Source organism: Micromonospora zingiberis (genome assembly GCF_004331455.1).
Classification (GTDB): Bacteria; Actinomycetota; Actinomycetes; order Mycobacteriales; family Micromonosporaceae; genus Micromonospora; species Micromonospora zingiberis.
Genome location: NZ_SJJR01000003.1, coordinates 251645 through 263654, shown reverse-complemented (window position 1 = coordinate 263654; position 12010 = coordinate 251645). Strand labels below are relative to the sequence as shown.

9 protein-coding genes and 1 riboswitch are annotated in these 12010 nt (G+C 71.1%); of the genes, 1 reads left to right on the top strand and 8 read right to left on the bottom strand.

Features of this window, described 5'->3' with window-relative positions; translation table 11 throughout:
• Positions 1-65: 65 nt before the first annotated feature.
• On the bottom strand, positions 66-269 hold the full coding sequence (locus E0H26_RS06495) for a cold-shock protein (RefSeq protein WP_013288855.1): 204 nt from the start codon (positions 267-269) through the stop codon (positions 66-68).
• Positions 270-481: 212 nt separating this feature from the next.
• Here E0H26_RS06495 and E0H26_RS06490 point away from each other — a divergent pair, with 212 nt between their 5' ends.
• Entirely contained in the window at positions 482-1012 is a 531-nt protein-coding gene (locus E0H26_RS06490) for a GNAT family N-acetyltransferase (RefSeq protein WP_131302025.1), read from the top strand.
• A gap of 452 nt (positions 1013-1464) precedes the next feature.
• On the opposite strand, the gene paaN is transcribed toward E0H26_RS06490, so the two are convergent.
• The 7 genes from paaN to E0H26_RS06455 form a co-directional block, all read right to left on the bottom strand.
• The gene (gene paaN, locus E0H26_RS06485) at positions 1465-3138 is read right to left on the bottom strand and encodes a phenylacetic acid degradation protein PaaN (RefSeq protein ID WP_206024907.1); all 1674 of its coding nucleotides are present in this window, start codon (positions 3136-3138) and stop codon (positions 1465-1467) included.
• A 52-nt stretch (positions 3139-3190) separates the two neighbouring features.
• Positions 3191-4210, bottom strand: a complete 1020-nt coding sequence (locus E0H26_RS06480) for a GNAT family N-acetyltransferase (RefSeq protein ID WP_131302017.1) — start codon at positions 4208-4210, stop codon at positions 3191-3193.
• A 52-nt stretch (positions 4211-4262) separates the two neighbouring features.
• On the bottom strand, positions 4263-5279 hold the full coding sequence (locus E0H26_RS06475; protein ID WP_131302013.1) for a GNAT family N-acetyltransferase: 1017 nt from the start codon (positions 5277-5279) through the stop codon (positions 4263-4265).
• A gap of 306 nt (positions 5280-5585) precedes the next feature.
• Complete coding sequence (gene thrC / locus E0H26_RS06470; protein ID WP_131302010.1) at positions 5586-6872, bottom strand: threonine synthase; 1287 nt, start codon at positions 6870-6872, stop codon at positions 5586-5588.
• Positions 6873-6881: 9 nt separating this feature from the next.
• Positions 6882-7017: riboswitch (SAM riboswitch) on the bottom strand.
• Positions 7018-7198: 181 nt separating this feature from the next.
• Complete coding sequence (locus tag E0H26_RS06465; protein ID WP_131302007.1) at positions 7199-7648, bottom strand: DoxX family protein; 450 nt, start codon at positions 7646-7648, stop codon at positions 7199-7201.
• A 297-nt stretch (positions 7649-7945) separates the two neighbouring features.
• Positions 7946-8872: an ABC transporter permease gene (locus tag E0H26_RS06460; RefSeq protein WP_240742033.1), complete on the bottom strand. Its 927-nt coding sequence runs from the start codon at positions 8870-8872 to the stop codon at positions 7946-7948.
• Positions 8872-11736 carry an alpha/beta fold hydrolase gene (locus tag E0H26_RS06455; protein WP_131302004.1) on the bottom strand — a complete coding sequence of 955 codons (2865 nt, stop codon included), beginning with the start codon at positions 11734-11736 and terminating at the stop codon, positions 8872-8874. The genes E0H26_RS06460 and E0H26_RS06455 overlap by 1 nt, the downstream gene beginning before the upstream one ends.
• Positions 11737-12010 lie beyond the last annotated feature (274 nt).

Here is a 12010-nt window from a genome sequence, read left to right as displayed (position 1 = left end):
CCCCCTCCGGCCGCGATCACGCCACCCTCACCGACGGTCGGCCGGCGCGGGTGGGTGGGATGCACTCAGGCGATGACGCGTACCCGCTCGGCCTGGGGGCCCTTCTGGCCCTGGGCGATCTCGAACTCGACCCGCTGGCCGTCGTCCAGCGCCTTGTAGCCGTCCATCTCGATCGCGGAGAAGTGGACGAATACGTCCTGCCCGCCGTCGACGGCGATGAAGCCATAGCCCTTTTCGGCGTTGAACCACTTCACGGTGCCCTGTGCCACGGTGTTGTCCTCACTCTGCGCGGCGTTCCACTACCCGGACCGAAGGCACGCCGACGGCCCGAACTCACCGTCTTCAAGCGGTCCGCGACGACCACTGAAAAAGGGTGACCGAAATCGCACGGTACACGAGGCGTGACGGCGGCGCACGACCGCAAATCGGGCATATTCCGGCCGGCGGCATCGTCGTCCGTCATTGTGATAGCAATGCGGGCATGACCAGCGCCCTGGGCGAAGAGGCCCCCCTGCGGGCCGAGGTGCGGCGGGTCCGCCCGGCGGACGCCGGCCGGATGCGTGCACTGCGGCTGGAGATGCTCGCCGACGCCCCGCTGGCCTTCCTGGAGACGCTCGCCGAGGCTGCCGCTCGCCCGCACGCCGAGTACGCGGCCCGGATCGCCCAGACCGCCACGGGCGCCGCCAGCGCCCAGTTCGTCGCCGATCCGGGCGGCAGACTGGTCGGGCACGCGGGCGGCGTCGCCCACCCCAGGGAGCCCGGCGTCACCCTGCTCTACGCGATCTACGTCACCCCGACCTGGCGGGGGACCGGCCTGCTGGCCGACCTGGTCGCGACGGTGGCGGCCTGGTCCCGCGCCGAGGGGCGCGACGAACTGATGCTCGAAGTGGTGGTCGGTAACGACCGCGCCTACCGGGCCTACCAGCGGCTGGGCTTCGTCGACACCGGCGTACGCCTCCCCCACCCCACCGTCCCCACCCTCCGCGAACTGCAAATGCGCCGGCAGGCCTAGGGATCTTGGTACGAAACGGCCCCCATAGAGGCCGCCTCGTTCCAAGATCCGCGGCTAGGACCGGGAGGCCGACTAGCGATGTTGGACTCGTCGAACTTCGATCGGCCCACCCGCCGCCCCCGACCAACAAGATCCGCGAGCCAGAACCTAACCCGACGCAGCACCACCATCACCGGTCCGCACGCAGCGCGACCAGGGAGGGGTTCCGGGGCAGCCCGACCCGCGCAGGGATCAAGCCTGACCGCCCGGAGCGGGTCGGGCTGCCCCGGAACCCCCACGCCGCACGTCCGAGCTGCCCCCGGAACCCCCACGCCGCAACGTCCGAGCTGCCCCAGAACACCCACGCCGCAACGTCCGAGCCGCCCCAGAACACCCACGCCGCAACGTCCGAGCCGCCCCAGAACACCCACGCCGCAACGTCCGAGCCGCCCCGGAACACCCCACCGCAACCGCTAGACGTGCCGGCGGCTCTGCACGATCCGGAACCGGTTGGCCACGTACGCCCCGTCGGTCAGCGCCGCGTTGGCTGCCGCATTTGCCCCGCTGCCATGGAAGTCGGAGAACGCCGCCGACTGGTTCACGAAGACCCCGCCGGTGAGGTTGCTGGACAGGTGCACCCCGACCTCGATCGCGGCGTTCTCGGTGGCGTCCAGCACCGCCTCGTCGGTGGAGTAGACCCCCGCCGTCAGGGCACCCTTCTCCCCGACCGTCGCGCGCAGGATCTCCAGGCTGTGCGCGGTGGAGTCGGTGGCGATGGCGAAGGAGATCGGCCCGAACCATTCCCGCGAGTAGGTCGCGGTGTCGCCCGCGTCCAGTTTGACGAGCGTCGGCGTACGCACGACGGCGCCGGGGAAGGCCGGGTGCTCGACGGTACGGGACTCCAGCACCGACTCGCCGACCTTGGTGACCTCGTCCAGCCGCTCCAGTACGCCGTCGTTGACGATGGCACCGGTCAGCTCGACGCCCCGGGCCGGGTCGGCGGTGAGCTTGCCGACGGCGGCGGCGATGCCGGCGGCCACCTCGTCGAAGCTCTTGTGCCCCTGGTCGGTGTCGATCCCGTCCCGGGGGATGAGGATGTTCTGCGAGGTGGTGCACATCTGGCCGCTGTAGAGGGTGAGCGTGAAGCCCAGGTTGCGGCACATCCCGGCGAAGTCGTCGGTGGAGTCGATCACGACCGTGTTGAGGCCGGCCTTCTCGGTGTAGACGGCGGCCTGGCGGGCGTTGGCTTCGAGCCAGTCGCCGTACTCGCTGGAGCCGGTGAAGTCGACGATCTTGACGGCCGGGTGCAGGGCCAGCGTGGTGGCCAGCTTCTCGTCGGCGGCCTCGGGGGCGAGCAGCACCAGGTTCGGGTCGAAGCCGGCCTCGGCGAGCACCTCGCGGGCGTACCGCACGGTGATGGCCAGCGGCAGCACGGCGCGCGGGTGCGGCTTGACGACCACCGGGTTGCCGGTGACCAGCGAGGCGAACAGGCCCGGGTACGAGTTCCAGGTCGGGAAGGTGTTGCAGCCGATGACCAGGGCGACGCCCCGGGGCACCACGTGGAAGGTCTTGGTCATCCGCAGCGGGTCGCCCTTGCCGGCGGCCTTCTCCCAGCCGGCGGTGCCCGGGTGTCGGGTCATCTCGGCGTAGGAGTAGGCGATCGCCTCCAGGGCCCGGTCGAGGGCGTGCGCGCCGCCGGCCTGGAACGCCATCACGAATGCCTGGCCGCTGGTGAACTGCACCGAGTTGGCCAGTTCGAAGACGTGCTTGTGCAGCCGGTCCAGGATTTCCAGGCAGACGCCGGCCCGGGTCTGCGGCCCGGCGGCACGCCAGGCCGGCAGCGCGGCGGACGCGGCGGCGACCAGCTGGTCGGCGGTGGCGTGTGGGTAGGCCACGTTCAGCTCGACGCCGAACGGGCTGCGCTCGGTGGCGATCGACTGGCCGTCGGTCGGCTGGTCGAGCGGGAAGTTACCGCCCAGGTACGCCTCGAAGGCGGCCTTGCCGTCGGCTGCCGCGGTCTCGCCGTACACCCGGGGGCTCGGTGATTCCGGGTAGGCGGACCAGTAGCCCCGCTCCGTGATCGCGGTCAGCGCGCGGTTGAGGGTTTCGGCGTGCCTGTCGTAGTGGGGGTGCGGGGTGTCCGTCATGCCCGCCATCATGCAACAGGAAGCCCCGCGATCAGTAGAGGCGTGTCACAACTCAAAGCGTCAACTGCCAGCAGGTCCAGGCGTCGCGCGCCCGGAAGCCGAGTTGCTCGTTGATGCTGATCATGTGGTCGTTGACCGCCGCGTTCCAGGTGTCGATCGCCTGCAACTCCGGCTCGACCGCCAACGCCTGCCGTAGGTTCTCAATCTTGACCAGGAGCCCCAGGCGGTGCCCCCGGTGCTCAGGATCCACGATGGTGATCTCCTGCTGGGCGTGCCAGGTGTCCGACGGGCCCATGTCGATCATCGTCCAGGCGACCATTCGGCCGGTCTGCTCGTGCACCGCCCCCGCGTGGTACTGCCGCCGCCGGCGCGCCACCTGGATCCGCTCGATCTCCCGGAAGCGGTCCGCGCTCATCTTCTCCGCCTCGATGGTCAGGTCGCCGGTGGGTGCGTCGATCAGCAACCGGCCCTCCAGCCGGGCCAGGTCGGCCACGTACTCCTCGGCGACCGAGCCCGACCAGGTGACCATGCGGTAGTCACCGGCCCGGGCCTTGGCCCGCGCGTGCAGTGCCGCCAGGGTGGGCTGGTCGAGCGGGCTGGTGTCCAGTCGGCGACGTACCTCCGTCAGCACGGCCTGCGCGCCGGCCGCCGCCGCGAAGGCGGCGCCGGACGTCTGGCCCGCCGGGCCGTCCGGCAGCGCGCCGATGGTTTCCGCGATCAGCCGCTCGCGGCCGTGCTCGGCGGCCACCCGCCGGGCGTACCCGAGCAGTGCCCGCCCCACCCCCTGCCGCCGGTGTGCCGGGTCCACGACCAGCTCGACGCTGGCGTTGCCGGTGTTCTCCAGTTCCGGCAGCCGCATCCACAGGTGGCCGACCGCCGCGCCGTCGCGCCAGGCCAACGCGCGGTGGATCAGATTGCCGTACGGCGGGTTGGTGGCGACGAGGCCGAACTGGGCGCGGTCACCGACCGGCAGGTCGGGCAGGTCGACGGCGTGCGCCGCCACCACCAGCCGGTACGCCTCGTCCAGCGCGGCTTCGTCGGTGACCTGGTACGGGGTGACGGCGATCTCCATGGCCACGAGGCTGCCTACCGCCGGCCCGTCGGCGCCAACGATTTTCCACCCGTCACAGGTTGAGCTGCCAGTTGCTCCACCGGTCCCGCACCCGGAAACCGAGCTGCTCGTTGATCGCGATCATGTGCTCGTTGGTGTCCGCGTTGAAGGTGTCGATGGCCCTGACGGCCGGCTCGTGGGTGAGCAGGTGACGCAGATTCTCGATCTTGGCGATCAGGCCGAGGCGGTGCCCGCGATGGTCGGGGTCGACGATGGTGATCTGCTGGAAGGCGTGCCAGTCGGCGGACGCGCCGACCTCCAGCAGGGTCCATGCGACCAGCCGTCCGGTCGCCTGGTGGCGCAGCCCGGCGTGGTAGCGCCGCCGGCCACGCGCCTCCAGTGCCAGTTCGGTGCCGCGTACCCGCTCGGCGTCGATCTGCTCGGGCTCCCAGGCGAGATCGCCCATCGGCGCGTCGGCCAGCAGCCGGCCGTCCAGGTACGCCACGTCGGCGACCAGATCGTCCGGCGTACGTCCCTGCCAGAACAGCAGGTTGTAACCGGCCGCGCGGGTCCAGGCGTCGGCCAGCAGCGAGTCGAGTCGCTGCTGGTCGAGTTGGCTGCTGTCGAGCCGTCGTCGTACGTCGACCAGGGCGTTGGCGGCGCCGACGCGGGCCGCGAACGCCGCTGCGGGTGCGGGCCGGTCGGGCTGGCCGGGCAGGTTCTCGGTGCTCATCGCGCTGACCCGCTTGCGTCCCCGCTCGCGCAGCACACCGAGGCCATGCTCGAACAGCGCGCGGCCCACACCCCGGCGGCGGTACGCCGGGTGCACGATCAGGTCGGCGGAGGCGTTCTCGGTGTTGTCCAACTGCGGCAGGTCGAGCGTCAGGTAACCGGCGGGCTCACCGTCCAGCCGGGCCAGCAGGTGCACCGGCGAGTTCCCCGGCATCGGGTGCCCGATCATGGCGAAGAAGCGCTGCCGACAGGTGGGCAACTCGGGCATGTCCACGGCCGCGGCGGCGATGTCGACCTGGTACGCCTGCTCGATGGCGGCCTCGTCGCCGGCCCCGAAGGAGGTGATGGTGGTGGTCATGCCGGAAGCGTGCGCGAGAGACAGACGAACGGGCCAGCGAATTTCTCGCTGGCCCGTTCGGACGTTGGTCGGGAGGGTCGATCGCACAACGCCTCCGGCGTTGGGTCGTACAGACTGAAAGTCTACGGCGAAACGCCCTCCCGCACGGAGCATCTTCCGCTGCCCGGTTCTCGACGTCAAGTCCCCGACGGCGTGTTTTCCGCATTTCTGAAGAAACGCGATTCCACTTCGATCCACGGCGATGCCGCTTGATCATTTCCCGCCGGACCGGCACACCATTCCGTTGCTGCCGGGTCGATCCGCAGATCAGCCGAGCAGGCCGGCGTCCCGAGCGGCCCGCAGCGACGGCTTGATCCGGTGCGTCGGTCCCACCTCGCCGGCCACCGCATCGAGCGTCTTGAGCCCCTCGCCGGTGTTGAACACCACCGTCTCGGCGGCCGGGTCCAGGCGGCCGGACTCGACCAGCTTGCGCAGCACCGCCACGGTCACCCCGCCGGCAGTCTCGGCGAAAACCCCGGTGGTACGCGCCAGCAGTCGCACCCCGGCGCGGATCTCGTCGTCGTCGGCGTACTCCATCCACCCGCCGGTACGACGTACCGCCTCCAGCGCGTACAGGCCGGCGGCCGGGTCGCCGATGTTCAGCGACTTGGCGATGCCGGTCGGCTTGACCGGGGTGATGGTGTCGCTGTCCGCGTGCAGGGCGGTGGCGATCGGGTTGCAGCCGGCCGACTGGGCGCCGAACACCTTCCACCCGCCGGCCGGTGCCTCGACCAGCCCGATCTCGACCAGCTCGGTGAACGCCTTGTCGATCTTGGTGAGCAGCTCGCCGGAGGCCATCGGGATGACCACCTGGGCGGGGATCCGCCAGCCGAGCTGCTCGGCGACCTCGTAGCCGAGCGTCTTCGACCCCTCCGCGTAGTACGGCCGGACGTTGACATTGACGAAGGCGGTGTCCTCGAACTCGTCGGTCTCCACCAGCTCGCCACAGAGCCGGTTCACGTCGTCGTACGACCCGTCGATGGCGACCAGTTCGCCACCGTAGACGGCGGTGGTCACCACCTTGCCCTGCTCCAGGTCGCTGGGGATGAAGACCACCGAGGGCGTGCCGACCCGGGCCGCGTGCGCGGCGACGGAGTTGGCCAGGTTGCCGGTGGAAGCGCAGGCGAAGCGGGAGAAACCGAGCGCCCGGGCGGCGGTCAGCGCCACCGAGACCACCCGGTCCTTGAACGAGTGGGTGGGGTTGGCGCTGTCGTCCTTCACCCAGAGCGGCGCGGTGATCCCCAGCTCGGCAGCGAGCCGGTCGGCGGCGACCAGCGGGGTGAGCCCGGGGTCCAGGGTGACCCGGGTGGCCGGGTCCTGACCGGCGGGCAGCAGGGCGGCGTACCGCCAGAGGTTGCGCGGGCCGGCCTCGATCTGCTCGCGGGTCACGGCGGCGAGAGCGGCCGGGTCGTAGTCGACTTCCAAGGGGCCGAAACACTCGTAACAGGCGTGCTGGGCGGCGAGCGGGTAGCGGGCCGAACAGGCGCGGCAGACCAGGGCGCGGGCCGGGCTGGCGGCGGTGTCGATGCCGGAGGGGGCGAGCGTCGACGTCATGTCGAGGTCCTCTCATCTTTCCCCGCATCGCACCCTGCGGCGGGGACGGAATTGGCACCTGCCCCGCCGGACGCTCAACGGTGAGCGCGCGGGGTGGTTGCCGGGGCGTCGTCGGGCCGTATCCCTCAGCCCCTCTGGATGAGGTATGCAGTTGTGCTGCCGATTCTAGGCAATCGCGCCGCGCTCGTCTCCTATCGATCTCAGCTTGTGAGCGACATCGCCGAGGTCCCCGGGGTGCACGCCCGGTCCTGGATCACGTGGCATCAGCGCCACCGGATCGCCACCTGATCCAGGACTGAGCATGATCCCGGCTGACGCCGGGGCGATCAGGCCGGCACGGAGCGGCGTTCGCCCGCTTCGAGGTCGACCGCCGCGACGCCGCGTTGCCGCCGCAGGTTGTCCAGCGCCCAGTTGCCGGGGCCGAGCACCGCGATCAGCAGGAACGACCAGCAGAACAGCACGGACAGCTCACCGTGGTTGCGCAGCGGCAGCAGCGCCTCGGGCTGGTGGACCACGAAGTACGCGTACGCCATCGAGCCCGAGGCCAGCAGCGCGGCGGGACGGGTGAAGAGGCCGAGCAGCACCAGGGCGCCGCAGGCCGCCTGGATCAGCGCGGCCCACCAGCCCGGCCACTGGCCGAGCGGCACTGGTTCACCGCTGCCCCGGTTACCGCCGAAGACGCCGAACAGCGACGCCAGTCCATGACAGAGAAACAGCAGGCCGATCACCATGCGGAAGAGGGACATGGCCGGCCCGCCGAACCGGTCGATACGCATTCCGATACCTCCATTGCCGATTGGTGGTGGCATCCAGAATGCGAGACGCTATAGATAGTTGTCGATGCAATCTCTCCCTGTGGGAACGCTCCCAAGCTCATGCTACCGGCAGAAACTTCCAACCGCCCCTCTCACCAGCCCCGCAATCCCGATTCCCCCGCCAGCCAACGACACCTCACCCACACCGCGACCCCCATCAATAGGCCGTCCACCCGGCCCGATGCCGGGCAAAACAAAATCTTGGTACGAACCTGCCCCCGGAAAGGCAGGTTCGTACCAAGATCGGTCGGAGCGGGCTTACGAGACGACGTCCTTGCGGGTGAAGCGCCAGAAGGCCAGACCCCAGAAGAGGGTGGCGTAGCAGATCGCGGAGACGGCGCCGCGCACGATGTCGTCGGTCTGCACCGGCGTGGAGAGCAGCCCCAGCCAGGCGGTGCTGTAGTGGGTGGGCAGGAACGACCGGATCGCGCCCAGCGCGGTGATCTGATCCAGGATGCTGGACAGGATCCACAGCAGCACCGCGCCACCCACCGCGCCCAGCGCCGCGTCCGTGATCACCGAGAGCAGGAAGGCCAGGCCGGCGACCACCAGCAGGACCACCGCGAGGTAGCCGAGGACGGCGAGCAGCCGCAGCAGCCCCTCACCCGGCTCCAGTTGGGCGGCGACCGTGCTGCGCAGCGGCGACCAGCCGTACCGGAGGGTGCCGATGAGCAGGGCCGTGCCGGCGAGCAGCAGCAACGCCAACGCCGAGTAGGTGAGCGCGACGAGCAGCTTGATCGCCAGCAGTCGGGCCCGGGGCACCGGGATCGCCAACAGGTAGCGCAGACTGCCCCAGCTCGCCTCGCTGGCCACCGTGTCGCCGCAGAACAGCGCCACCACCACGACCAGCAGGAACGAGGCCGAGACGAAGATGGTGAACAGGGTGAAGTTCAGCCCGCCGGAGGTGGCGAAGGAGACCAGGCTGCCGAACTCACCCCGGCCGTTGTCGTCGTCGCCCGTGTCGAACTGGAAGGCGATCAGGATGATCAGGGGCAGCAGCACCATGAAGCCGAGCGCCAGCTGGGTCCGCCGGCGCGACGCCTGCCGCCGGAACTCCGCCGCGAACGGCAACGTACGGGACGCCCGGTAGCCCGCCCCCGCACCCGAGGGCGCCACCCCGATCGCCGCGCCGGACTGCGTTGGCTCGTCCCCGCCGTGCGTGGCATCGACAGTCGATCCCGCCATCACCGGTCCCCGCTTCCCCGAGAGTTCTCGCCCACCAGGGCGAGGAAGGCGTCCTCCAGGCGGCGCCGAGGCACCACCCGGTCCACTGCGATCCCGGCCCGGACCAGCTCGGCCACCACCTCGCTGCGGGCGGTGCCGTTGGTGTCGACCACCAGGTGCCCGTCGGCGTCGTCGAGCACGCGTACCCCGCCGAGGCGGTCGAGCACGCTGCGGGCCGCCGTCGGGTCGCCCACCTCGAACAGCACGCTGGGCGAGTCGCCGACGATCTCCTCGACCGGCCCGGAGGCCACGATCCGGCCCTTGTTGACCACCACCGCGTGGGTGCAGGTCTGCTCCACCTCGGCGAGCAGGTGACTGGAGACCAGCACCGCCCGACCGTCGGTGGCGTAACGCTGGAGCACCCGGCGCATCTCGGCGATCTGCGGCGGATCCAACCCGTCGGTGGGCTCGTCGAGCACCAGCAGCTCGGGCAGGCCGAGCATGGCCTGGGCGATGGCCAACCGCTGGCGCATGCCGTGGCTGTACTTGCGTACCTTGCGGTGCACCGACGAGCCGAGCCCGGCGATCTCCAGCGCCTGATCGAAGTGCGCGTCGGCGAGCGGCCGACCGGTCGCCCGCCAGTACGCCCGCAGGTTCTCCAGGCCGGACAGGTGCGGCAGGAAGCCGGGGCCCTCGACCAGCGCGCCGATCCGCGACAGCACCGGCGAGCCGGGGACCAGCCGGTGCCCGAAGACGTAGATCTCCCCGGCGGTCGGCTGGGTCAGCCCCATCAGCACCCGCAGGGTGGTGGTCTTACCGGCACCGTTGGGCCCGAGCAGGCCGACCACCTGACCGGGGTGCACCTCGAAGTCCACCTCGGAGACGGCGACGAAGCCGTCGGCGTACTCCTTGCGCAGATGGCGCACGGCCAGCGGGGTGCCCGCGTACTCCGGGTGGACGGAGGTGTCCTGGCGGCGGTGCCGCAGGCGCAGGACGGCCACGAGCACGACGAGCCCGAGCACGATCGCGGTGAGCAGCCCGGCCAGGATCCAGCGCCAGAGCACCGCCTCGGTCGGGATCGGGTCGGCGGCGACCGTGGGCAGGCTCACCGGGCCGGAGGCCGCGACCTGGTAGACGGTCGGCTCGACCGGGGTGGTGTACGCCTGGTCCGAGGTGGCCAGGACCAGGCGGAGGCGATGGCCGCCCTCGATCCGGTGGACGATCGCCGGCAGGGTGACGGTGACCGGTGCGGCGTCGTTGATGTCGGTCGGCAGGCCGGTCAGCCGGATCGGGGCGATCAGCCCGCTGGGCAGCGTGGCCGCCCCTTCCGGGTTGACGTCGTAGAGCTTGGCGAAGAGGACCGCCTCGCCGCTCGCCGACGCCGCGCGGATCTGCACGGTGGGCGCCCCGACCACGTCGACGGCCTCGGCCAGGGGTTCGGACTCGAACCGGGCGTGCTGCCCCGGTATGTCGCCGGCCACACCACTGAGCAGTGAACTCAACGAGCCGGCGAAGGGCACCGAGGAGATCGCCGCCGGGTTGCCGGCGGGCGGGTTCGCCACCGGCTGGGCCGGCCCGGCGACCGCCACCTCCTGTCGGGACTCCCCGTTCAGGCCCGGATAGTCGGCGGTCCGGTAGCCGGTGGCCACCAGCCCACGGTCCATCGCGTCGAAGCCGGCGATGCGGGAGAAGGTGAAGGTGTCGCCGGGGGCGGCGGCGGTCTCCGCGACGTAGTGGTCGAGCCACTGCGCGGTCAGGAACTTCACCCGGTCGGAGTCGGAACGCGGACCCGCCCCGCCGTCGTGACCACCGGTGAACCAGGCCACCCGGACCGGGGTGCCGTTCGCGGCGATGCCCCGGGCGTTGGCGTCGGCCTCGCCGAGCGGGAAGAGGGTGTCCGCCGCGCCCTGCACCAGCAGGGTGGGCGCCTTGATTTGGTCCAGCACCCGGGCCGGGCTGGAGCGGCGCAGCAGGTCCACGGCGGCCTGATCGGCCTGGCCGGTGGCGGCGATGCGCAGGTACGCGGCGCACACGTCGGGGGCGAACCGGCCACAGGACGGATCCGGAATCGCGCCGGTGGTCGGGGCACCCGGCGCGGTGCCGGGCCCCTGCCCCGGTGCCGGGCTGGGCGGGCCGGGGGCCGGAGCGCCCTCGGGGGCCTCCGCGGTGCTACCGGAGATCCCCGCCGGACCGGAGCCCACGCTCCCGCCGCCGCCGAAGAAGATGCCGGCCCAGCCGGACTTGAACACTCCCCCGGTCGGCTCGCCGCCGGTGCTCTCCGGCAGGAAGGAACGGGACAGGTCGTTCCAGGTGATCATCGGGACGATCGCGTCCACCCGCTGGTCCTGTGCGGCCAGCAGCAGCGCCAGGGCACCGCCGTAGGAGCCGCCGACCACGCCCACCCGGGGGTCGCCGTCGCCGTCGGTGCGGATCTCCGGCCGCGCCGCCAGCCAGTCCAGCAGGCGTTGCGCGTCGCGTACCTCGTGGTCGGGGCTGTCCAGGTGGATCTGGCCGCCGCTGCGACCGAAGCCCCGGGCGGTCCAGGTCAGCACCGCGTAACCCCGGGCGGCCAGGTCCTCGGCGTCGGTGCGGACCGAGTTCTTGGTGCCGCCGAAGCCGTGGGCGAGCAGCACCGCCGGCACCTTCCGGTCGGCGGCGGCGTCACTTGGGAGGTACAGGGTGGTGTCCAGGTCGACCGGCTCGTTGCCGCCCGGTCCGGACGCGACGGTGAGCAGCGCGGACTCGGTGCGGAAACCCGGTCGGTCCGGCCAGACGGCCCAGACCACGACGGCCGCCAGCAGGACGACGGCCACCGCTGCGGCGACAGCCCGACGACCGGAGGGCAGGGCACGGCGCAGCCGCGCGGCCGAGAACGGCGATCTCATTCGGCACACGGTACGGCCCGGAACCTGTGTATTACCTGAGATCCGCCGTACGTCCATCCTGACCAGCCGATTGGCAGTCCAAAGCAGTCATGCGCACATCGTCCATCGACGCACCCCACAGGGATTTCATATCTTGAAAATTCTTGTCTTCCATCCACAATGGGGCTTCACTCCCTTTTCGACCCGCGAAAGGCACTGAACGTGCCCTCTTCGATCGTCCAGGGTCACCCCGCTGCAAGTGACGCAAAACTGACCGGCGCTGACAGCTACCAGC